We start from the raw sequence: 23,773 nt of genomic DNA on the forward strand, positions 1-23,773 counted from the left end.
CGGTAGAGTAAACGAAGGATAGGTATGTCGATAAAAGTACTGGTGGTAGACGATTCAAGTTTTTTTCGTCGCCGCGTATCGGAAATCATCAACGCAGATCCGTTGCTGGAGGTGGTAGGTACCGCCTCCAACGGCCGCGAAGCCGTTGAGCAAGTACGCCGCCTGCGTCCGCAGGTGGTGACCATGGACATCGAGATGCCGCAGATGAACGGCATCGAAGCGGTGCGCGAAATCATGCGCACTAACCCGGTGCCGGTATTGATGTTCTCCTCCCTCACTTACGAGGGCGCGCGCTCCACGCTGGAAGCGCTGGAGGCCGGTGCCGCCGACTTCCTGCCAAAGCGTTTCGAGGACATTGCCAACGACCGTGCCAATGCCATCGCCCTGTTGCAGCAACGGGTGCGTGCCATCGCGTCGCGTCGCAGCCTGGGCAGCAGCCGGCCGACTCCGGCTCCGGCCAGTCCGCGCTCGACCTTGAGCAGTCGCACTGCGGTTGCCTCCAAGCCGGCTACCACCGCGCCGCGGCCGGCGCTGCGCACCGGCACCAGCAGTGACGTGGGGGCGGTGAAAATGCCGTCCAGGCCCAGCGGCAAGAGTTATAAGCTTCTGGCCATCGGCACCTCCACCGGCGGCCCGGTTGCCCTGCAAAAGATTCTTACCCTGTTGCCAGCGGATTTCCCATTGCCCATCGTGCTGGTGCAGCACATGCCGGCGGCCTTTACCCCGGCCTTTGCCCAGCGACTGGACAGCCTGTGTAAGATTTCGGTTAAGGAAGCCCAGGGCGGAGAAGTGCTCAAGCCCGGCTGCGCCTATCTGGCCCCCGGCGGCAAACAGATGCTGATCGACGGCTCCAACCGCGCCGCCAAGCTGACCATTCGCGACGGCGGTGAACAGCTGAATTACAAACCCTCGGTGGACGTGACCTTTGGGTCGGCGGCCCGAATTTACAAAGGCGATGTGCTGGGTGTCATCCTCACCGGCATGGGGGCCGACGGCCGTGAAGGCTCGCGGATGCTCAAGCGGGAAGGGGCCAATATCTGGGCCCAGGACGAAGCCAGTTGCGTGGTCTACGGCATGCCGCAGGCGGTGGCGGTCGAACAGATCTCCAGCTGCTCCATTCCCCTGGACAAGATGGCCGACTGCATCCTTAAAGAGGTGGGGCGCCGATGACCTGCGGCTGGCGCTGTAAGCTCAATGGGTACCTGATGGCCGTGCTGGCCACCGTGGCTTGCGTCAGCCTGTTTTGGGCCGTGGATAAGCACCATGTGGCTGCCGAATTGGAGCAGCAGTTGGTTAACCAGCAGTCGATTACCGAGCAGCAGCAACAGCAATTGCAAACTCTGGCCACCGAGTTGACTCAGTGGCGGGAGTTGGAACGTCAGCGACAGGAGATTCGTCGTCGTCATCAACAGGCTCAGGAAACCGGTGAGCCGGTCGCCTTGACGACCGATGACGCCGGTGTCACCACCTATGCTCAACCCCATGGTGGGGTAAAAATCAGCCGCGAGCCATAGGCTAAGCGGCACTAGCAACTGGGGAAGTCCGTGCAGGTCTGGACCGTATCGAATCAGAAGGGTGGGGTAGGCAAAACCACCAGCGTCATTACCCTGGCCGGGCTTCTGGTGAAGCGCGGCTACCGGGTGTTGGCGGTCGATACCGACCCACAGGCGTCTCTGGGCTATTACCTGGGGGTGGATCCCGATGAACTGCCGGGTTCGCTGTTTGACCTGTTTCGCTATCATGAAGAGATCGAGCGTCAGCACGTTGAGGCGGTGATTGTCCCCACCAGCGTACCGCAATTGGATCTGTTGCCGGCCACCACGGCGTTGGCAACCCTGGATCGAACCCTGGGCACCAAAGACGGCATGGGGTTGATCCTTAAGCGGGTGCTGGAGATGGTCAGCCACCGTTATGATGCGGTGTTGATTGACTGCCCGCCGGTGCTGGGGGTGTTGATGATCAACGCGCTGGCAGCGTGTGACCGCATCGTGGTTCCGGTGCAAACTGAGTTTCTGGCGCTCAAGGGACTGGATAGAATGGTCCGAACCCTGGAGATGGTCGGGCGGTCGCGGGGAACCCAATACCCGTTTACCATAGTGCCGACCATGTTCGACAAGCGCACCCGGGCTTCATTGCAGGCGCTGACCGCGCTGACACAGAAGTACCCGAAAGACCTGTGGCATTCGGTGATTCCGGTGGACACGCGTTTTCGTGACGCCAGCCAGGCACATTTGCCGCCATCGCACTTCGATGCCGGCAGTCGTGGCGTCAAGGCCTATGATCAACTGTTAGACGCGTTGCTGGATCAACAAGGTGGGCTCCATGTCTAAAGCGGCAGAACAGGCCCTAGTAGATTATTTTGACGTCATGCTGACCCCGCCGAAGCCGGAGTTGGATGAGGTCCAGAAAGCCAGCCTCAGCCAATTGCTGGAGCAGGCTCAGGTTGAACATCCTGCTGTTGCGGATGTGGAACCCTTGCCGTCAACTGAGGTTGAAGAGGCGATTGAAGTACAACAACAACCGTCATCGGTTAAGGTGGCATCAGAGCCGGTGGTCGAGTCCGAGATCTCTGCCTCGGTTCAGGAGCAACCACAACCGGCCGACGAAGCCGATTGGCGAGAGCAACTGGAGCAGGAGTTTCAGTGTTTGTATTTCGAAGTGGCGGGCTTGGTGATTGCCGTACCGTTGCTTACACTGGGCGGAATTAAACGCCTGAGCAAGCTGAATCACCTGCCCGGCAGCCCGAACTGGGTGCTGGGGGTGCAGTTGGATGCTCAAGATGGAAAATTGAATGTGGTGGACAGCGGCCAGTGGTTTTTGGCCGATCGACCACAAACCAATACCGCCGATTACGATTATCAGTATCTGGTGCGCCTGGGGGACAGCCCCTGGACGCTGGCCTGCGAATCGTTGTTGGATGCGGAGCCGCTGTCTAAGTCAGAGATAAACTGGCAGCAGCAGGCTTCATCGAAACGGCCCTGGTTGGCGGGCATTGTTCGGGATAAGAAATGCGTGGTGCTCGACGTTCCTGAGCTGATACGCATGCTTGATGCTGGTTTAGATATTACCGTAAAGGAGTCCTGATAGGATGAGTGAATTACGCGCAGCGGTGGCAGAAACCACCGAAGGTGAAGACAAGGTACTGCAATGGGTCACCTTCCGCCTGGATAACGAAACCTATGGTGTGAACGTGATGCAGGTGCGGGAAGTGTTGCGATTCAGCGACATCGCGCCGGTACCGGGTGCGCCGCACTACGTATTGGGAATCATCAACCTGCGCGGTAACGTGGTTACGGTGATCGATACCCGTTCCCGCTTTGCCCTGCCTCAGGCCGACGTGACCGATACCACCCGTATCGTAATCATCGAAACCGAGAGCCAGGTTGTGGGTATTCTGGTGGACAGCGTGGCGGAAGTGGTTTACCTGCGTTCCTCCGAGATCGACTCGGCGCCGAACGTGGGCACCGAAGAGAGCGCCAAGTTCATTCAGGGTGTAAGCCATCGCGATGACGAGTTGCTGATTCTGGTGGATCTCAACAAGTTGTTGACCGATGAAGAGTGGCAGGAGATCTCTGGCCTGTGATAGCGCTGATCCTTGCTGGGGCTGCGGCTGCGGTGTCTCTGGCGGCTCTGCTGTTTGGGTGGAAAAGCCGCCAACAGGCCCAGGGGATCGAACGCAAATTTGAAGCGTTGACGTTATTGCTGAAAGAGGCTGAGCGTCAACGTGATGGTTTGCGTCGCGAGCTCAATGAGCTGCGCAGTGGTGCGCTCGGGGTTGGCCGTAAGGTGAAAACCATCGAGCAGCAACTGGCCCATACCCAAGCCAGACAGGATGAGCTGTCTCATAACGATCCCGATGCCCGACTCTACAGCCGAGCCATGAAAATGGTGGAGCTGGGGGCCGGTGTCGACGAGATCGTTAAAGAGTGCGAAATTCCCATGGCGGAAGCGCAGCTGCTGGTGACCCTGCATAAGTCACCCAACGCCTGATTCAAAAAACGGAGCCTAGGGCTCCGTTTTTTATTGCCCCTTCTCCAGTGCCCTTCGCTTTGGTCATTGTTGCGCACGCGAGAATCCAGCGTCCTTCGCTTTGGTCATTCTTGCGCACGCGAGAATCCAGCGACTTTCGCTTTTGGTCATTCTTGCGTACGCGAGAATCCAGCGCTCTTCGCTTTTGGTCATTCTTGCGTACGCGGGTACCCAGCGCCTTTGACCTCGATTGTCGTGTCTGCTTTTGATTTTGACTGTCGTGCCCGCGAACGCGGGTACCCAGCGTCTTTGACCTCGATTGTCGTGTCTGCTTTTGATTTTGACTGTCGTGCCCGCGAACGCGGGTACCCAGCGTCTTTGATTTTGACCGTAACCCAACAAAAGCCGCTGGGCCCTCGCGTTCGCAAGGGCGACACGGTTGGGGTGTTGTTTAACGTATATTGCTGGGCTCGCTTTAGCTTTCGGTGCTAACTGTCACCAAAACACCTTCAAACATCCTCCGTCGTGCCGCTTTTGATTTTGACTGTCGTGCCCGCGAACGCGGGTACCCAATGATGTGATGGACGCCCCCCTACGATACGGCGTCAAATGCGCCAGAATTAAGTTGCGAAACATAATTCCCAGAGGAGCGTCCATCATGTCTATTAAAGCCATTGGAATCGATTTAGCCAAGAGTGTTTTTCAGGTATGTGTTCTGCAGGAGGATGGTTCAATCCTATGGAACCGCAAGGTCAAAAGGGAGAAGTTGCTTCATACCCTGCGCAACTTTCCTGCTAAAACGTTGGTGGCCATGGAGTCTTGTGCCCGCTCCCACTATTGGGGAAGGCGGCTTGAGCAGGCTGGCTATCAGGTGAAGCTCATCCCCGCGCAACACGTTAAGCCGATGGTGTCAGCGCAGAAGAATGATGCCAATGATGCGTTAGCTATCTGCGAAGCGGCGTTCCGGCCGAAGCTGCACTCGGTTCCCATAAAGACCGTCGAGCAGCAAGACATAAAGGCTTTGCGCTGCGTTCGGCAGAGGATGGTTGAATACCGAACCGCCCTTGCTTGTCAGATGCGCGGCTTAGCAGGGGAGTATGGTGTGAACTTCGGCACAGGGATAAAGGTGCTGAGGAAAGAGCTCCCAGACACGATAGAGGACGGTGATAACGACCTGAGTGTTGTCATGCGGGGGTTATTGTTGAGAATGCAGAGCGAACTAAAGGCTCTGGATGAGGAAATCAAAGCCCTAGAGCAGGATATTCATCAGTTGTGTAAACAGCAGCCTCGATATCAATTGCTGCAGGGCATCCCCGGATTCGGTCCTATAGTTGCGGCGGCTTTCGTCAGTGAAGTGGGTGATGGTCTTCAGTTCTCTAATGGCCGGCAGTTGTCGGCTTGGTGCGGCCTGGTTCCCAAGCAGCGGAGTACCGGAGGCAAGACCCGGTTAGGCAGCATCACCAAGGCCGGGAATAAGCAGTTGAGGGTGTTGCTGATACACGGAGCGAGAGCGGTATTTGCTCATGTGTCGAACCGAAATGACAGACTGGGGCGATGGCTGAACAAGCTAATAGTGCGCCGAGGTAAGCGTAAAGCGATAGTGGCGTTAGCGAACAAGCTGGCGCGAATAGCCTGGAGCATGACGGTCAGCGGCAACAAGTTTGAACTGACCCATGCGTTTGCAGTAACCAAGTAGTTAAGCTCCCTGAAGCCAGGGAGGTGCAGTGAGTACCGCGTAACCTGAGTTTGCAAACCTTGATGAACAAACGGTAATCCGGCCTGGCAAGAGCCTGAAATAAGACCGACAGTAAATGTCGTCCCAGCGTGTAGGCTGCCAGGTTCGGACCACATTATGGCGCTACCTCGAGAAGGTAAAACAGACGCCGGATATACGTCCGCAAACCGACCTCATCAAAGTCTTGCAGTTGTAGGGGCGTCCATATACGACTTTGATTTTGACCGTAACCCAACAAAAGCCGCTGGGCCCTCGCGTTCGCAAGGGCGACGGGGTAGAGGGTATGGCCCATCGCGTTCGCAAGGGCGACACGGTTGGGGGTGTTGTTTAACGTATATTGCTGGGCTCGCTTTAGCGTTCGGTGCTAACTGTCACCAAAACACCTTCAAACATCCTCCGTCGTGCCGCTTTTGATTTTGACTGTCGTGCCCGCGAACGCGGGTATCCAGCGTCTTTGATTTTTACTTTGCCAAAGCCACTGGGACCATCGCGTTCGCAAGGGCGACGGGGTGGAGGATATGACCCCTCGCGTTCGCAAGGGCGAAGATGCTGATGGGATGGTTTGCGGTAAGCCCGCTTTTGATTTTGACTGTCGTGCCCGCGAACGCGGGTACCCAGTGATGTGATGGACGCCCCCCTACGATACGGCGTCAAATGCGCCAGAATTAAGTTGCGAAACATAATTCCCAGAGGAGCGTCCATCATGTCTATTAAAGCCATTGGAATCGATTTAGCCAAGAGTGTTTTTCAGGTATGTGTTCTGCAGGAGGATGGTTCAATCCTATGGAACCGCAAGGTCAAAAGGGAGAAGTTGCTTCATACCCTGCGCAACTTTCCTGCTAAAACGTTGGTGGCCATGGAGTCTTGTGCCCGCTCCCACTATTGGGGAAGGCGGCTTGAGCAGGCTGGCTATCAGGTGAAGCTCATCCCCGCGCAACACGTTAAGCCGATGGTGTCAGCGCAGAAGAATGATGCCAATGATGCGTTAGCTATCTGCGAAGCGGCGTTCCGGCCGAAGCTGCACTCGGTTCCCATAAAGACCGTCGAGCAGCAAGACATAAAGGCTTTGCGCTGCGTTCGGCAGAGGATGGTTGAATACCGAACCGCCCTTGCTTGTCAGATGCGCGGCTTAGCAGGGGAGTATGGTGTGAACTTCGGCACAGGGATAAAGGTGCTGAGGAAAGAGCTCCCAGACACGATAGAGGACGGTGATAACGACCTGAGTGTTGTCATGCGGGGGTTATTGTTGAGAATGCAGAGCGAACTAAAGGCTCTGGATGAGGAAATCAAAGCCCTAGAGCAGGATATTCATCAGTTGTGTAAACAGCAGCCTCGATATCAATTGCTGCAGGGCATCCCCGGATTCGGTCCTATAGTTGCGGCGGCTTTCGTCAGTGAAGTGGGTGATGGTCTTCAGTTCTCTAATGGCCGGCAGTTGTCGGCTTGGTGCGGCCTGGTTCCCAAGCAGCGGAGTACCGGAGGCAAGACCCGGTTAGGCAGCATCACCAAGGCCGGGAATAAGCAGTTGAGGGTGTTGCTGATACACGGAGCGAGAGCGGTATTTGCTCATGTGTCGAACCGAAATGACAGACTGGGGCGATGGCTGAACAAGCTAATAGTGCGCCGAGGTAAGCGTAAAGCGATAGTGGCGTTAGCGAACAAGCTGGCGCGAATAGCCTGGAGCATGACGGTCAGCGGCAACAAGTTTGAACTGACCCATGCGTTTGCAGTAACCAAGTAGTTAAGCTCCCTGAAGCCAGGGAGGTGCAGTGAGTACCGCGTAACCTGAGTTTGCAAACCTTGATGAACAAACGGTAATCCGGCCTGGCAAGAGCCTGAAATAAGACCGACAGTAAATGTCGTCCCAGCGTGTAGGCTGCCAGGTTCGGACCACATTATGGCGCTACCTCGAGAAGGTAAAACAGACGCCGGATATACGTCCGCAAACCGACCTCATCAAAGTCTTGCAGTTGTAGGGGCGTCCATATACGACTTTGATTTTGACCGTAACCCAACAAAAGCCGCTGGGCCCTCGCGTTCGCAAGGGCGACGGGGTAGAGGGTATGGCCCATCGCGTTCGCAAGGGCGACACGGTTGGGGGTGTTGTTTAACGTATATTGCTGGGCTCGCTTTAGCGTTCGGTGCTAACTGTCACCAAAACACCTTCAAACATCCTCCGTCGTGCCGCTTTTGATTTTGACTGTCGTGCCCGCGAACGCGGGTATCCAGCGTCTTTGATTTTTACTTTGCCAAAGCCACTGGGACCATCGCGTTCGCAAGGGCGACGGGGTGGAGGATATGACCCCTCGCGTTCGCAAGGGCGAAGATGCTGATGGGATGGTTTGCGGTAAGCCCGCTTTTGATTTTGACTGTCGTGCCCGCGAACGCGGGTACCCAGTGATGTGATGGACGCCCCCCTACGATACGGCGTCAAATGCGCCAGAATTAAGTTGCGAAACATAATTCCCAGAGGAGCGTCCATCATGTCTATTAAAGCCATTGGAATCGATTTAGCCAAGAGTGTTTTTCAGGTATGTGTTCTGCAGGAGGATGGTTCAATCCTATGGAACCGCAAGGTCAAAAGGGAGAAGTTGCTTCATACCCTGCGCAACTTTCCTGCTAAAACGTTGGTGGCCATGGAGTCTTGTGCCCGCTCCCACTATTGGGGAAGGCGGCTTGAGCAGGCTGGCTATCAGGTGAAGCTCATCCCCGCGCAACACGTTAAGCCGATGGTGTCAGCGCAGAAGAATGATGCCAATGATGCGTTAGCTATCTGCGAAGCGGCGTTCCGGCCGAAGCTGCACTCGGTTCCCATAAAGACCGTCGAGCAGCAAGACATAAAGGCTTTGCGCTGCGTTCGGCAGAGGATGGTTGAATACCGAACCGCCCTTGCTTGTCAGATGCGCGGCTTAGCAGGGGAGTATGGTGTGAACTTCGGCACAGGGATAAAGGTGCTGAGGAAAGAGCTCCCAGACACGATAGAGGACGGTGATAACGACCTGAGTGTTGTCATGCGGGGGTTATTGTTGAGAATGCAGAGAACTAGGCTCTGGATGAGGAAATCAAAGCCCTAGAGCAGGATATTCATCAGTTGTGTAAACAGCAGCCTCGATATCAATTGCTGCAGGGCATCCCCGGATTCGGTCCTATAGTTGCGGCGGCTTTCGTCAGTGAAGTGGGTGATGGTCTTCAGTTCTCTAATGGCCGGCAGTTGTCGGCTTGGTGCGGCCTGGTTCCCAAGCAGCGGAGTACCGGAGGCAAGACCCGGTTAGGCAGCATCACCAAGGCCGGGAATAAGCAGTTGAGGGTGTTGCTGATACACGGAGCGAGAGCGGTATTTGCTCATGTGTCGAACCGAAATGACAGACTGGGGCGATGGCTGAACAAGCTAATAGTGCGCCGAGGTAAGCGTAAAGCGATAGTGGCGTTAGCGAACAAGCTGGCGCGAATAGCCTGGAGCATGACGGTCAGCGGCAACAAGTTTGAACTGACCCATGCGTTTGCAGTAACCAAGTAGTTAAGCTCCCTGAAGCCAGGGAGGTGCAGTGAGTACCGCGTAACCTGAGTTTGCAAACCTTGATGAACAAACGGTAATCCGGCCTGGCAAGAGCCTGAAATAAGACCGACAGTAAATGTCGTCCCAGCGTGTAGGCTGCCAGGTTCGGACCACATTATGGCGCTACCTCGAGAAGGTAAAACAGACGCCGGATATACGTCCGCAAACCGACCTCATCAAAGTCTTGCAGTTGCAGGGGCGTCCATATACGTCTTTGATTTTGACCGTAACCCAACAAAAGTCACTGGGCCCTCGCGTTCGCAAGGGCGACGGGGTAGAGGGTATGGCCCATCGCGTTCGCAAGGGCGACGCGGTAGGGGTGTTGTGTAACGTATATGGCTGGGCTCGCTTTAGCGTTCGGTGCTAACTGTTACCAAAACACCTTCAAACATCCTCCTTCGTGCCGCTTTTGATTTTGACTGTCGTGCCCGCGAACGCAGGTACCCAGCGTCTTTGATTTTGACCGTAACCTAACAAAAGCCACTGGGCCCTCGCGTTCGCAAGGGCGACGGGGTAGAGGGTATAGCCCACCGCGTTCGCAAGGGCGACGATGCTGATGGAATGGAAGGAGTGAGGTTAGGCCTTAAAGTCGATTTTTTGGTGGATGTTCTGCCACTGTTCGGGGAATTTGCCTTCCAGCATGTAGGCGTAGGCGATGAGTTCCGCAATGACCAGATACAGGGCCGGGGGAATCGCTTCGCCAATCTCCAGCTTGGACAACACCTCGGCCAACTGCTTGTCCTCGTGAACCAGGATGCCGGCTTCGATGGCAGCCTGTTCAATCTCATAGGCCAGATCGCCGGCACCGCTGGCCACCACTTTGGGCGCCTGCTTTTGATCGTACTGTAGGGCAACGGCTTTCTTCTGCTTGCTGGTCATCGTCCCATGGCTCCATAGGTCATGCGTTTGGCGGGTTGAGCGATCGAGTCCGGCACTTCACCAACCTGACAGCGTGGCACCGTGGTTTGCAGGCCATGGTCCTGGAATCGATGCACCAGAGTGGAAACCTGCTCATCGACTCGGTGGGCCAATGTTCGGCTGTCGGTAACCAGCGACATCTGCAGGGTGTCATCCTGATAGCGAGCACGTACTAACAGGTTGCCGAGGCTGAGCTCAAAGCGTAAGGTCAGCAGCCAGAACTCGTTGTCACCGGCCTCGGGATAACGTGCCAGGCCCAGTTGAAGTTCTCGCTGAACCCGTTCCTGCTCGTAGGGAAAGGCGTAGTAAAGAATCTGGTTGTCCCCATCCAGTTGGCTCTGACGCTGAAACTCGGTCATCTGTTTAAACAGATCGGCGATGCCGGCGGCGGTGGTTGCTTTGGTGGACTCACTCAAGGCGGCCAGAGGGCTCGAGTCGGACGCCGGTCGGCCTTTACGTGCCTGCAGGTGGAGCCACAGCGCCAACAGAGTGCCCATCGGTGTGGCGCTGCTGGCGGCCGGCAGGCTGCCCAAGGCGGCAAACAACCCTTTTAGCAGCGCCGGAGAGGCGTACTGTGCCAGGGATGGCATCAGGGTCTTCTCTCCACCGGTGTCACTGCCAAGGCGCTGAGCCAGTACCGGCAACAGCGCTTTGAGTTCGGGTTGCTGCCGCAGCAATTCCAACAGGCTGCCACCAGAGGTGGGAGGCTTGTGACCACCGATAACAGCATCGTTGGCCTGAGGCGTGGTAGGTGACAGCAGCTTTAGGGCAAAGGGCTCTCCGGCTCGAAACAGAGTTAGCTTACGTTGCCCTTGCTGGGTCTCAAATTTGCCGACCAAAGGCCCTGCTAACGACGCGGGCAAGCCGTCCATTAACATCTTTCCGCTGGATCGCAACAACAGTTGTCCCTGCTGATTAATCATCAAATCAATGGGTTTTGATGTATTAAATAGGTTATTTGCTACATTCTTTAACAATGTGGGATTTGTTATCGTATGCGCGAGTGATAAAGTACGGCCCTGATAGTTTTGCCGGTCTACCCGCTTGAGCAGCAGCAGTGCGCTCGCGGGGAGTTGAGGGGCCGGTTCCATGGCCAGCCTTTGTCCCGCAATCGTGATATTCAGTTGACCTGAACTGTGGGATTGGGTCGTAGCCCACTGAAAGGGTTGCGACTGACCGCCGGTCGCCGTGGCAGGCGAACCAACGGGAGAAGTGGGCATTATGGCCATGTACGACTAAACTCCGTAAAGGATTCAATAAGATCCCGAGCGCATTGTAACCAATAAGTGGTTCTCAAGTTTTTTTACTTTGCCTCCTTTAGGATATCGACGATTGAACAAGTTTCTTAAATCGGGTTTGCCCTTATCTGCTGTTGCCAGCATGTTGTGGCTAGCGATGGCCCCTCAGGTCGTGCTGGCCGAAGAGGCCGCGCCTGAGATTCAAGAAAGCGACTACCATGATCCCCGTGATCCATGGGAACCCTTTAACCGGGCAATGTGGGACTTCAACTACAACGTTCTCGACAAGTACCTGTTCCGTCCGGCGGTGTATCTGTACATCGATTATGTGCCTTCGGGCGCACAATTGGGAGTGGAGAACTTCCTCAAGAACTTTGACGAACCCTACAGTGCGGTGAACAACCTGTTGCAGGGCAAAGGCAAATGGGCCGCCAATGCGGCTGGGCGGTTTGTTATAAACACCACCCTGGGAATTGGTGGTGTGTTTGACGTGGCCGGTAATATGGGGCTGGAACGTAAGCAAGATGAGTTCGGCGAAGTATTGGGTTACTGGGGCGTTGCCGATGGCCCCTACATCATGCTGCCGGTATTTGGCCCCACCACGGTACGGGACGAAGTCGGTGACTTCGTGGATAAGCTTTATTTTCCTTACGCCAATTTTGCGTTGTGGCAGACGGCAGCCCATTGGGCGTTGGATGGACTGTCTACTCGAGCCAGGTTGGTTGATCAGGAGTCGATACTGGATAACTCTCTGGATCCTTATGTATTTGTAAAAGAGGGTTACTACCAGTACATTGCATACAACCTATATGATGGCAATCCGCCCATCCAGGAAGAAGACGACGACCTGCTGGAGGAGTACCTCGACGAGATCGAGTAGACAGTAGAGGAGCGTTGACCACGGTGCACGGTGGTCGGGGGGGAGCCATTGCAAGTTGGCAGACGAGTTGGTCTGCCACTTTTTATTGCACAATGGACAGAGCACTCGCGATGAAGTGCTCGAGGATAACAATAATGAATCTTAGCGCTAAAACGGCCCTGTTGATCGAGGGTAAGGCACACTGCTCCCACAGAATCGTCAGTTTTTTAAAGCCCTCTGGATTACAGGTGGACTGCGCAGAAACCGCGGGTCAGGCATTGGGGAAAATCCTTGGGCGACGACCAGACATTATTCTGCTGGACCTTCACCTGCCGGGAATGGATGGCGCGGGCATGCTTCGGGCCATGAGCGAAATCGATAACCCGCCACCGGTGATCATCATCTCCACTAAGAATGTCCTCAATGCCCAGGCGCGCAGTCGCTACCCCTTTGTTATGGCCGCGTTCGATAAGCCCATTACCGATCTCAACGCACTGCAGCATGCCATTGAGCATGCTCTTAGTCCGGGGATGGAGCGGCGGCGGATGCAGCCAAGAGAGGTGTCTGAGGTCGATTTAACGGCATTTTCTGATCCGGGTGTGGCAGTGCTGTCTCAGCAATTGATCTTTCAGGCGGCCAAGGTGGCCCGTTCGGGTTGTCTAGCTCGCTACAGCGTTCTTAGTAAAGCGATGATCTCACAGTGGTTTGTAAGCCATGTTGAGCTCAATGAACATAGCATTGGCGGCTTTATTGCTTATATGCCGGCCGATGACCACCAGGCGGCCTTTGTCAGCCTGATGCTGCAAACTTACCTTAATAGCCTGAGACGGCGACGTAAGCGTGATCAGCAACTGGTCATGAAGTCCGAGTTTATCCTGAACAGCCTGGCCAAAGAGGTGGCAGACTCCGGGTTGGATGTGCCGGTTCAGTTGGGGTTCTTTACCTACGACAGTCAAAGTCGCGAGATCTCATTGGCAATCGTTGGCAGTGAGATTAAGGCCTACTTGCGCCAGGGTGACCATCTCAACCCCATGATGCTGCGTTCCGGTAGATCTCTGGTCGATAAACCCCTGGTTTGCGCTTCAATCACTCGAAATCTTGAACCGGACACTCAATTGGTACTGTTTGGCGGCGACAAGGCCCTAAAGCCAAAACTGCTCAATGACGAGTTTTCCGGCTTCAATGAAACCCTGCATCAGGGCGCCTACATTCAGGTCGAATCCATCAGCTAATTTAACCTGCCCATTCGCCAAGGCCCCAGCACCCTTGCTCTTGCGCAAGCGAGGGCCAGCGATACCCCCTCTCTCGTCGCCCTTGCGCCCGCGAGGGCCCAGCGACTTTGATTTTGACCGTAGAAACAGCCACTGGGTACCCGCATACGCGGGCATGACGGAAGGTCGTAGTTTACGCTGTGCGAAGCTGATAAAGATGGCGACCACTAATCCTGCCGCCCCACAACTCATCAACCGTGTCGCCCTTGCGCACGCGAGGGCCCAGTGACTTTGATTTTGAACGTAGAAACAGCCACTGGATACCCGCGTGTGCGGGCATGACGGAAGGTCGTAGATTACGCTTTGCGAACCCGATACAGATGGCGACCACTAATCCTGCCGCCCCACAACTCATCAACCGTGTCGCCCTTGCGCACGCGAGGGCCCAGTGACTTTGATTTTGACCGTAGAAACAGCCACTGGGTACCCGCATACGCGGGCACGACGGAGGGATGTTTGAGGTACGCGGGTAACGAGCAGCATCGAGCTCTGCCGATACCCCAAAAACGACTCAGTTAGCACCAACCCTCCCCACTCGCACCGTCGCCCTTGCGCACGCGAGGGCTCAGCGACTTTGGCTTTGACCGTGGAAACAGCCACTGGATACCCGCGTGCGCGGGCATGACGGAAGGTCGTAGATTACGCTTTGCGAACCCGATACAGATGGCGACCACTAATCCTGCCGTCCGTACAACTATCCATCCGTGTCGCCCTTGCGCACGCGAGGGCCCAGCGACTTTGGTTTTGAACTTGGAAACAGCCACTGGGTACCCGCATACGCGGGCACGACGGAAGGTCGTAGATTATGCTGTGCGAACCCGATACAGGTGGCGACCACTAATCCTGCCGTCCGCACAACTATCCAACCGTGTCGCCCTTGCGAACGCGAGGGCCCAGTGACTTTGATTTTGACCGTAGAAACAGCCACTGGGTACCCGCGTACGCGGGCATGACGGAGGGATGTTTGAGGTACGAGGGTAACGATCAGCACCGATCTTTTTTGAAACCGCAGAGCTACTCGGTTTCCACCATTCTAACCAACTTGCACCGTCGCCCTTGCGAACGCGAGGGCCCAGCGACTTTGATTTTGACCTTACGAAGTTAAAGCCACTAGATATCCGCGTCCGCGGGCATGACAGAGGAATGTTTGGGATACGAGGGTAACGATCAGCACTGAGCTCTACCGATAACTCAATAACGACTCAGTTAGCACCAACTCTCCCCACTCGCACCGTCTCCCTTGCGCACGCGAGGGCCCAGTGACTTTGATTTCCACTGTAGATACAGCCACTGGATTCTCGCCTACGCAAGAATGACAAAAGGGCAAAGCCACTGGATACCCGCGTCCGCGGGCATGACGGAAGGTCGTAGTTTACGCTTTGCGAACCCGATATAGATGGCAACCACTAATCCTGCCGCCCTACAACTCATCAACCGTGTCGCCCTTGTTAACGCGAGGGCCCAGCGACTTTGATTTTGACCGCAGAAACAGCCACTGGATTCTCGCCTACGCAAGAATGACAAAAGGGCAAAGGCACTGGGTACCGACCTGCGTGGGCACGACGATAAAGAAAAAAACATCCCCCCCAACCAACGCTCACAAAAAAGCCCGGCTCAGTGGCCGGGCTTTTGCAAACAAAACTTAAGAGTTAGCTTTTGATACCTTCGTGATCCGCGGTAACAGCAACCTCTTCTTCCAGCGCTTCTTCCTCAGATTTAGGATGAGCGTCTTCAGCACCGTGCATCCAGTCAACCAGCTTGTCAGCCATGAAGTACAGGATGATACCGGAAACGGCGGCGGTGATTGCGATACCGGAGAAGATGGACATGGCGTTAGCCAGTTGCTCTTCCGCTTCGCCACCGTGGCCGATGAAGGAACCGATGACACCACCGACCTTGTTAGCAATCGCAACAAACAGGAACCAGGCACCCATCATCAGAGAAGCGATACGCAGCGGAGCCAGCTTGGTCACCATGGACAGGCCGATTGGAGACAGACACAGCTCACCCATGGTGTGGAAGAAGTAAGCACCTACCAACCACAGCATGGAGGACTTAGCGCTCGCGTCGCCACCCATTTCGATTACGGCACCCATCATGAACAGGAAGCCGATACCCAGCAGGATAAGACCCAAAGCAAACTTCACGGGTGAAGTCGGCTCACGGTCGCCCATGCGAACCCAGATGGACGCAATAACCGGGGCAAAGATAACAATGAACATGGCGTTCAGAGACTGGAACCAGGTAGTCGGAACTTCCCAGTTACCGATCATACGGTCGGTAAAGTCGTTGGTGAACAGGTTCATCAGACCACCGGCTTGCTCGAAGCCTGCCCAGAATACGATGGTAAACAGACCCATCACCATGATCACCTTGATGCGATCACGCTCAACTTTGGTCAGTGGCTCTTTACGAGCTTCAGTCGCCTGCTGCTTTTCCAGCTTGGCGGCAGGAACGGTACCGATGTCACCCAGCAGACGCTGAGCAAACAGGAACTGGATGATCAGGGAGATGACCATACCGATACCGGCGCAGATAAAGCCGGCCTGGAAGTTACCGTCATAGGCTTCAACAACGGAGCCTACGATGATACCAGACAGGAATGCACCGACGTTGATGCCCATGTAGAAGATAGTGAAAGCACCATCACGGCGGTGATCGCCTTCTTCATACAGGTCACCCACCATGGTGGAGATGTTTGGCTTAAACAGACCATTACCCAGAATCAGGGTACCCAGGCCCAGGTAAAACATCTCGGTTTCCATACCAGGAACCCACGCGTGTGGTGTACCCAGCATAAACTGACCGGCTGCCATCAAGGCACCGCCCAGGTAGATAGCCTTACGTTGGCCCAGGTAGTTATCGGCCAACCAGCCACCGATAAGCGGTGTCAGGTAAACCAGACCGGTAAAGGTACCATACAGGGAGAGGGCATCGGCTTGAGTCCAACCCAGGCCATGACCGCCCTGGTTGCTAACTTGGTCGACGAGGTATAGCACCAGGATGGCACGCATAGCGTAGTAGCTAAAACGTTCCCAGAGCTCTGTGGTGAAGAGCAGGAACAGGCCCTTAGGGTGTCCCAGCATCGTTCCGGCTTGCGGTTTCGCTGCGCTCATTGAGTATGTAACCTTCTTTGCATTTTAAACAGAAAAAGCCCGTTTCCTTTGCGGATTATCAGGCGCCCCACCAGTGTAATGATTGTTCAGAAGCGGAGGGATGCACTTGTATACACTTTCTTAACCCGTTAAGTCAATGTGGAAGCCTTATTTGCTGCGGCTTTGAAGGGCGATAGTTGCTGAAATTGAGAGCGTTTGCAGGGACAAATAACTGGTGAATTTGATTTCAGCTTGCTGAAGATGTTGAATCTGGTAAGGAAGCCAGAAACCGTTGTCTGCGTAATGGGAGTGTGTCAGGAAATGTCATTCAGCAATGTTGGCATATCGATATGGCTATAAACACTTAATTGAGCATGCTCTCACTTCCGCTTTTTTTGCTGGGATTGCACCGGTAAGCGTGGCAGAATGGTTTGTCTGGGCTAGTTCTTTCTGGCCCCTTCCCGAAGCGACAAGGAATGCCCTTCGGACAATGATGCACCTGAGTAGACAAGGACCGTTTATGCTCCAATGGTATCTATTTAGAGTTCGAGCCCGCGCCGAACAGACCGTTTCAAAGCAAGTGGAGGCAATGGGGTACAGCACCTTTTTGCCACAAGTGCTGAAACGCAGTCGCCCGCACGATTCTGCTATTATGTCGCCTTTGTTTCCTGGATATCTGTTTATTCGGCTGGATCCCTATCGTGCCTCGTTTGCGCCCGTATTGAAGCTGTTTGGCATGATTGACATTATTCGCACTACCGGAGAAATACGTCCGGTAGAGTTGGCTTTGGTGGTATCGCTGCGTCGGCGATGCCAGGCTAACCCGGAGTTGGTGCTGGACATAGAGGATAGTGTGCCCAAGGTGGGAGAGGCCGTACGATTCAGTTACGGTGCCTTCAACCAAATAGAGGCCCTGTTTCATGAGATGGCCGATGATAAGCGTTGTCGCCTATTAATTACCCTCATTAACCAGGAACAACTTATCGATGTGCCACTGACGGCGCTGGAGCGCTGACAAAGGCTTACAGATAAGTGATTGAATGTTGTACCCATGCTCGACATTATGTGGACGGCGTGGTTAGCTACGCTTATAGAAAGATAACAAAATGAAATGTCGTAGTGGTATATCGGTGAATAACCGATTAGACGTTCCTAATTTAACCGCCAATGTAATTCATTGGTTCTGAGTTGGGATTTTTGAGTAGTTGGGAACTGCTGTGTTTCATTTTGTTGATGGATTGAAAAAGTATGCTGTTAAACCAAAAATTGAAGCGGACACGCCCGAAATCTCTTGATAGTATCGACGCTGAATTGAGTTCGATTGATAGCGCGGGCGTTAGCAAATAATCATGTTGGGATGGTATCTTTTTCGCAGTAAACCTCGCGCCGAGTTACAGCTGCAACAACAGTTGGAATGTCGTGGTTATCAGGTGTTTGTACCTGTATTTACTCCTCCTTGTAAACCCGGAAAGCCCGAAGCTGCTTCTACGCCGCTGTTTCCCGGGTATCTGTTTATTCGGTTCGACCCCTATCAGGAATCGGTTCGTAACATCCTCTCTTTGTCTGGAGCCTCCCAGATCATCAAGACCTGCGGCGAAGTGCTGCCGGTGGAGTTGTCGCTGGTACGGGCACTGCGTAAGCGCTGTAGCCAAATCGAGACTGAAGTTTCCGAGTTGAATCAACCTCAGTTTTCAACCGGGATGCGGGTACAGATTAAAGAGGGACCGTTTGCAAGGGTCGAGGCCATATTCCATGAGACTGTCGGCCGTAAACGCTGTAAACTGCTGCTGGAATTGCTGGGTCAGGTTCAGATGGTGGAAGCCAACTTGAACGACCTGGCTATTGGTGATCGCTTCGCGTAAACCGCTTTATTTTGCGGTGGGCATAGCCGCCTTTGCTTTTCTACAATTGGGTTCTTTAGTGGTATTGACTAGCCAGAATGTATGGGCGGAGCTATATCTAAAGAAAACTCTCTCTTATTTGTTTTTTAAATTAAAACAATGATTTGCTGGTTAGCGATTGCTAACTGTTGGTGCTTTTTTGAACGGCGCGATTGCGCAACAATTCTGGGGTGCCTGTGCTGCCTTTGGTATCAGGTTTGGGACAGTAAGCGACTGGCTCCCGCCAACTCGCTCTCTCATCATTGACTGCGGACTTCGCAATGAAGCCAGCAGTACGTTATTCAGATACGGACACATGAAACGCTCATTAATTAATACACTTAAAACGTCACTGTTTTGCCTGGTGATGTCAGCCAGCGCCTTTCAGGCTGCTGCGGTCTCAGTCACCCCTCAGATGATGGACCAGTTTAAGCAGTTGCCCCTTGCTGAACAGCGCCGCTTGGCGCAGCAGTATGGCATCGATCCCTCCATGCTTGGTGGTGCAGTCACCACTTCCCAGCCAATTGCCCAGCCAGAAACGCCGGTGGTTACCCCCAGAGAGGTCACTCCTCAACCTAAAGCTGAGGTGCACGGTGTGGCGCCGGTCAAAGGCTTAAAGCCGTTTGGCTACGAGTTGTTTGCTGGCCAGCCGACCACTTTTGCCCCGGTTTCCGACATTCCGGTGCCGGCGGATTACCGCATCGGTCCCGGCGATACCATTAACGTTCAGTTGTATGGCAAAGAGAGCAAGAGCTTTCAGCTGAGTGTGGATCGCCTCGGTAACATCCATGTACCAGGCATGGAGCCCATCACTGTAATTGGCATGAGTTATGGCGAATTGCAGCAGGCAATCAAGTCCGTGGTTGCCGAAAAGATGATTGGCCAGACCGCTCATGTCAGCATGGGTGAGCTTCGCTCCGTTCGTATCTTCGTGGCCGGTGATGCCTATAACCCCGGTTCTTACACCGTCAGCAGTCTGTCTACCGTATCTCAAGCGCTGTTTGTGGCGGGGGGCCTTAAAACTATTGGCTCGTTGCGCAATATTCAGGTAAAGCGCGCCGGAACCCTAGTGGCAACCTTTGATGTGTACGATTTGCTGATGAAGGGCGATGCGTCCAATGACGTGCGTCTTCAGTCTGGCGACGTAGTATTCGTGCCACCGGTGGGGGAAACCATTGCGGTCACTGGTGAGGTGCTGCGCCCGGCCATCTATGAGCTGAAAGGCACCGAGACTATGGCGCAGGTGGTTGCCATGGCCGGCGGGGTTAAGCCCGGTGCTTACCCAGCTGCTTCCATTGTTGAGCGTTATGGAAGTAACTACCTGAAAGAGGTGCTGAAAGTAGACCTTACCGGTAAGCAAGGCCAGTCTCTTAAGGCCAAAGGCGGCGATGAGCTGGTGGTGCGTTCTACCTCCAATGAATATATTGGCTCGATTACTCTGATTGGCCAGGTAAACCGCCCTGGTCAGTACCAGTGGTACCCTGGAATTCGCATTAGCGACGTTCTAAGTTCGGTAAAAGCCGATCTGACCTGGAACAGCGATACCAATATGGCCTTGGTGGTTCGGCAGACCAGTATCAATGGTGACATTGAGGTAAAAGGTTTTGATCTGCTGCAGGCGATTACAGCCAAAGGCGGCGCCGACGATTTAGCTCTGAACGCCAATGATAAGCTCATTGTCTTTGCCGACCGCGATGAAGCACTGGATCGCCGTAAACTGGGTAAGTTCTTCAACAAAGTAAAGAGCGATCAGACTCTCCAATACTTGGCAGAAAAGAACAGCCAGCAACTTGAAGATCAAGAGCTGAAACAGATTAGCGATAAAAAGCACATGAGCTCTGTGGCTGGTGTCGCGGTTACTGAATCTGCTAGCGTGGATAAAGAGAAGGATCTGGCACTGGCCAATCTTATGCTCTTGGGGCTGTTTAATCATCCAGAGTTAATTAATCTATCTGATCAAATGAGCCGCCGTGAGTTGCTGTTCCCGGTAATGGCAAAACTCCAGTCTCAGTCCCGTTCTCAGACCCGCTCTGCGCAAGTGAGCGTTACCGGTGACGTTCGTTACCCGGATAACTACCCGCTAATAAACGGCGCCAAGGTTATGGACCTGGTGGCGCTTGCCGGTGGGCTTAAAGAGAGTGCCTATCTACTCAATGCTGAGTTATCTCGCACCTACTACGACAATGTTCAGGGTATGCGCATCGAGCATTGGAATGTGGATCTGACCAAAGCGATGGACGGGGATCAGGATCAGAACCTGAACCTTGTCAGTAAAGACCGCTTGAACGTGCTGACCAAGCCTGCGTGGGCCGCTAATGAAACCATTGAGATTCGTGGTGAAGTGAAATTCCCTGGCACCTACATCATTCAGCGTGGCGAAACCTTGGCAGATGTGGTGGAGCGTGCGGGAGGCTTTACCGAGTATGCTTACCTGTATGGCGCTGTGTTTACCCGCGAATCAATGAAAAAGCAGGAAGCGCTGGAGATTAAGCGAGTTACTGCCTCTCTTAGAAAAGAGATTGCAAATCGCACCTTGTCTCAAGAAGGCGCCTTTGCTTCGGTGGCCGATACCGACGCTATGTTGACTCAATTGGAACAGATTGAGCCGGTAGGACGATTGGTGATAGACCTTGAAGGGATCATGAACCCGGAGCTTGATCGGAATTTCAATGTTGAAGCCGGAGACCTTCTATATATCCCACCGATGCGCCAAGTGGTGGCAGTTATGGGCGAAGTGCAACATGCGACATCCCATCGCTTTGATACTGCATTAAGCCTCAAAGACTACATGCGTATGTCCGGTAACACCACACAGCGCGCAGATGACGAAAGAACCTATGTCGTGCGTGCCGATGGTTCGGTAATGCTCCCAGAAAACTCCTACTGGTTCGGTGGTAAACAGTCACTGAAACCAGGTGATACAGTGATTGTACCTTTGGATACTAACTACAAAGATAACTTAACGCTTTGGAGTCAGGTGACTAACATCATTTATAATTCCGCAGTTGCTTTATCAGCTCTAAATATATTGTGACTTGTGTGACTAAATAAAATTAATACTAACTGTTCTAATTTTATTGACATTGAATTGAATATTGTTAGAACTAAAAATGTTAGTCTCATATTAGGATAACTTTAATGGTAAACAAAACTTTAAAGGACGCTCGGTTTAGTACAGATAGCAACTGTACCGATATAGAGAGAAATGATGAAATTGACTTAAAAGAAGTTTTAAATGCCATTTGGTCTGGAAAGTACATAGTTTTAATAATTACCTTTTTATCAGCGATTATTGCAATTACAATATCTCTGAATTTACCAAATATATATAGATCAGAAGTGTTGTTATCGCCAGCATCTTCTGAGCAGAATTCAGGTATTCCTTCAATTGCGGGCCAGTTTGGCGGGTTAGCCGCTATGGCTGGAATAAACTTAAATTCTAGCGGAAACATTGATAAGGTCACTCTGTCTATAGAGGTTTTAAGGTCAAGAAATTTCCTATCAAAATTTATCTATAGGCATGATATTCTAATTCCTTTGATGGCTGGCAATGGCTGGGATGAAGTCACTAATAGAGTATTACTTGATCCTAGTATATATGATGAAAAAAACGAAAGCTGGATCAGAGAGGCAACAATAAATCGAACATCGGAGCCAACAGCTCAGGAAGCAATAGAAAAGATGTTGGAGATAATGTCTGTAAGTGTTGATAAAAACACTGGGATGGTTCGAGTATCAATAGATTTTCTGTCTCCTACATTAGCAAAGAATTGGGTAGATTGGATAATTTCAGATATTAATGATGAGATGAGAATGCGGGATTTGTCGGAAGCTGACAAAAGCATTAAATATCTCAAAGAACAATTGAGGCATACAGTCGTAGCTGACATGAAATCCGTTTTATATCAACTTATCGAAGAGCAAAGTAAAACGAAAATGTTTGCTGAGATTCGGGACGAATACATCTTTAAAACAATTGATATGGCGGTTATTCCTGAAAAGAAATTAAAACCAAAGCGCGCAATAATCTGTGTGTTTGGTACATTTATTGGATTTATATTAGGTGTCTGCTTAGTAGTGTTCCGTCATTTTTATAATGGTTCTAAGTAGAGTTAATTAGACCACTTATTTATAGGCTATGTTAATGGAAGTCTTTGCAGCTACATTATGGGCATTTTTCGCATCATTCTTATCTATAAGGCTAGCCAAGCCGATTGCTTATCGAACAGGCTTGGTCGATAAGCCTAACGAGAGAAAGCACCATCAAGGTGCTATTCCTTTAGTTGGCGGTATTTCAATTTTCATTGGTGTTATGACAGCGATGAAAATATTTATTCCAAACAGTACACTAATAAATTTATATCTATTATCTTCAGCAATAATACTATTGTTAGGTGTATTGGATGATAGAAATGACCTACCTGTCTCATATAGAATGGCGGTTCAATCACTTTCAGCTTGTATTATGATCTTTGGAGCTGACCTATATTTGGAGACACTAGGTGGTATATTCGGATTTTTTGAATTTAGTTTGGGACACCTTGGAATTTTAGTTACAATTGTCGCCGTTATTGGTGCTATTAATGCGTTTAACATGGTAGATGGCATTGATGGTCTCGCTGGGATGTTAAGTATTGTTTCATTCTCAGGTTTAGTAATCCTATTTATCTTAGGTAATAGCATTTTTTGGGTTATACCAATACTATTTATATCTGCAATTTTAGCATATTTGATGTTCAACCTAGGGTGGCCTTCAAAAAGAGTAAATAAAATATTTATGGGTGACGCAGGTTCTATGCTCATTGGGCTTACCATCGTTTGGCTATTGGTTCTTGGCTCTCAAGGTTCTACTCCTGCATTTCGACCAGTGACAGCCTTGTGGATAATAGCTCTTCCGCTGATGGACATGGCTGCAATTATGATTAGGCGAGTTCGAAAAGGGCAGAGTCCGTTCAAGCCGGATAGAGACCATTTACACCATATTTGTATGAGGGCGGGGCTCAGCTCTAATCAATCTCTTTTTACTATTACATTAATATCGGCGCTCATAGTTATATTTGGAATTATTGGGGAAATCGCCAGTATACCTGAATGGATTATGTTTCTATTTTTTATATTTCTATTCATGGCGTACAGTAAAGCAATATTAAATATCTGGAAAGTTGTTACCTGGATAAGGTCAAAAAGACAGATTTGAATAGATTTAATTAATAGTATTGGGTCACTGACCGATGAATATATTATTAGAGGTA

18 protein-coding genes and 1 pseudogene are annotated in these 23,773 nt (G+C 52.4%); 16 read left to right on the top strand and 3 right to left on the bottom strand.

What is annotated here, in order from left to right; genetic code table 11:
- Nucleotides 1-24 precede the first annotated feature (24 nt).
- The 9 genes and pseudogenes from J8Z22_RS05955 (at nucleotide 25) to J8Z22_RS05995 (ending at nucleotide 9,221) form a co-directional block, all read left to right on the top strand.
- On the top strand, nucleotides 25-1,170 hold the full coding sequence (locus J8Z22_RS05955; protein WP_028113100.1) for a chemotaxis response regulator protein-glutamate methylesterase: 1,146 nt from the start codon (nucleotides 25-27) through the stop codon (nucleotides 1,168-1,170).
- Entirely contained in the window at nucleotides 1,167-1,514 is a 348-nt protein-coding gene (locus J8Z22_RS05960; RefSeq protein WP_028113099.1) for a hypothetical protein, read from the top strand. Before J8Z22_RS05955 ends, J8Z22_RS05960 begins: the two co-directional genes overlap by 4 nt.
- Before the next feature lie 30 nt (nucleotides 1,515-1,544).
- A complete protein-coding gene (locus J8Z22_RS05965) occupies nucleotides 1,545-2,330 on the top strand; it encodes a ParA family protein (RefSeq protein ID WP_028113098.1) in 786 nt (261 codons plus the stop codon).
- Nucleotides 2,323-3,084 carry a chemotaxis protein CheW gene (locus J8Z22_RS05970; protein WP_252009388.1) on the top strand — a complete coding sequence of 254 codons (762 nt, stop codon included), beginning with the start codon at nucleotides 2,323-2,325 and terminating at the stop codon, nucleotides 3,082-3,084. Before J8Z22_RS05965 ends, J8Z22_RS05970 begins: the two co-directional genes overlap by 8 nt.
- Nucleotides 3,085-3,088: 4 nt before the next feature.
- A complete protein-coding gene (locus tag J8Z22_RS05975) occupies nucleotides 3,089-3,583 on the top strand; it encodes a chemotaxis protein CheW (protein ID WP_028113097.1) in 495 nt (164 codons plus the stop codon).
- Entirely contained in the window at nucleotides 3,580-3,990 is a 411-nt protein-coding gene (locus J8Z22_RS05980) for a DUF2802 domain-containing protein (RefSeq protein WP_156897010.1), read from the top strand. Before J8Z22_RS05975 ends, J8Z22_RS05980 begins: the two co-directional genes overlap by 4 nt.
- 637 nt (nucleotides 3,991-4,627) lie before the next feature.
- Entirely contained in the window at nucleotides 4,628-5,665 is a 1,038-nt protein-coding gene (locus tag J8Z22_RS05985; RefSeq protein WP_252009391.1) for an IS110 family transposase, read from the top strand.
- 742 nt (nucleotides 5,666-6,407) lie between these two features.
- Nucleotides 6,408-7,445, top strand: coding sequence for an IS110 family transposase (locus tag J8Z22_RS05990; protein WP_252009391.1), 1,038 nt, complete (start codon nucleotides 6,408-6,410; stop codon nucleotides 7,443-7,445).
- 742 nt (nucleotides 7,446-8,187) lie between these two features.
- Nucleotides 8,188-9,221, top strand: a pseudogene (locus J8Z22_RS05995) (IS110 family transposase).
- Between the two features lie 615 nt (nucleotides 9,222-9,836).
- On the opposite strand, the gene J8Z22_RS06000 reads toward J8Z22_RS05995, so the two are convergent.
- On the bottom strand, nucleotides 9,837-10,139 hold the full coding sequence (locus J8Z22_RS06000; protein ID WP_028113260.1) for an EscU/YscU/HrcU family type III secretion system export apparatus switch protein: 303 nt from the start codon (nucleotides 10,137-10,139) through the stop codon (nucleotides 9,837-9,839).
- Nucleotides 10,136-11,050 (bottom strand): hypothetical protein, encoded by a 915-nt coding sequence (locus J8Z22_RS06005; protein WP_252009392.1) that lies wholly within the window; start codon nucleotides 11,048-11,050, stop codon nucleotides 10,136-10,138. The genes J8Z22_RS06000 and J8Z22_RS06005 overlap by 4 nt, the downstream gene beginning before the upstream one ends.
- Nucleotides 11,051-11,573: 523 nt before the next feature.
- Here J8Z22_RS06005 and J8Z22_RS06010 point away from each other — a divergent pair.
- Together J8Z22_RS06010 and J8Z22_RS06015 are read left to right on the top strand one after the other, a co-directional pair.
- Complete coding sequence (locus tag J8Z22_RS06010; protein ID WP_245595594.1) at nucleotides 11,574-12,296, top strand: VacJ family lipoprotein; 723 nt, start codon at nucleotides 11,574-11,576, stop codon at nucleotides 12,294-12,296.
- 134 nt (nucleotides 12,297-12,430) lie between these two features.
- Entirely contained in the window at nucleotides 12,431-13,507 is a 1,077-nt protein-coding gene (locus J8Z22_RS06015) for a response regulator (protein ID WP_252009394.1), read from the top strand.
- Nucleotides 13,508-15,195: 1,688 nt separating this feature from the next.
- Here the strand turns inward: J8Z22_RS06015 and J8Z22_RS06020 are convergent.
- Nucleotides 15,196-16,662: a peptide MFS transporter gene (locus tag J8Z22_RS06020; RefSeq protein ID WP_028113264.1), complete on the bottom strand. Its 1,467-nt coding sequence runs from the start codon at nucleotides 16,660-16,662 to the stop codon at nucleotides 15,196-15,198.
- Nucleotides 16,663-17,161: 499 nt separating this feature from the next.
- On the opposite strand from J8Z22_RS06020, the gene J8Z22_RS06025 reads away from it, so the two are divergent.
- From J8Z22_RS06025 to wecA, 5 genes are all read left to right on the top strand, one after another.
- On the top strand, nucleotides 17,162-17,656 hold the full coding sequence (locus J8Z22_RS06025; protein ID WP_169629259.1) for a transcription termination/antitermination NusG family protein: 495 nt from the start codon (nucleotides 17,162-17,164) through the stop codon (nucleotides 17,654-17,656).
- A gap of 334 nt (nucleotides 17,657-17,990) precedes the next feature.
- On the top strand, nucleotides 17,991-18,503 hold the full coding sequence (locus tag J8Z22_RS06030; RefSeq protein WP_028113266.1) for a transcription termination/antitermination NusG family protein: 513 nt from the start codon (nucleotides 17,991-17,993) through the stop codon (nucleotides 18,501-18,503).
- A gap of 334 nt (nucleotides 18,504-18,837) precedes the next feature.
- The gene (locus J8Z22_RS06035) at nucleotides 18,838-21,555 is read left to right on the top strand and encodes an SLBB domain-containing protein (RefSeq protein ID WP_252009410.1); all 2,718 of its coding nucleotides are present in this window, start codon (nucleotides 18,838-18,840) and stop codon (nucleotides 21,553-21,555) included.
- A gap of 104 nt (nucleotides 21,556-21,659) precedes the next feature.
- Entirely contained in the window at nucleotides 21,660-22,631 is a 972-nt protein-coding gene (locus J8Z22_RS06040) for a Wzz/FepE/Etk N-terminal domain-containing protein (RefSeq protein WP_252009412.1), read from the top strand.
- A 34-nt stretch (nucleotides 22,632-22,665) separates the two neighbouring features.
- Nucleotides 22,666-23,718: a UDP-N-acetylglucosamine--undecaprenyl-phosphate N-acetylglucosaminephosphotransferase gene (wecA, locus tag J8Z22_RS06045; protein WP_252009415.1), complete on the top strand. Its 1,053-nt coding sequence runs from the start codon at nucleotides 22,666-22,668 to the stop codon at nucleotides 23,716-23,718.
- Nucleotides 23,719-23,773: the final 55 nt, after the last annotated feature.

Source organism: Ferrimonas sp. SCSIO 43195 (assembly GCF_023716685.1).
Classification (GTDB): Bacteria; Pseudomonadota; Gammaproteobacteria; order Enterobacterales; family Shewanellaceae; genus Ferrimonas; species Ferrimonas kyonanensis.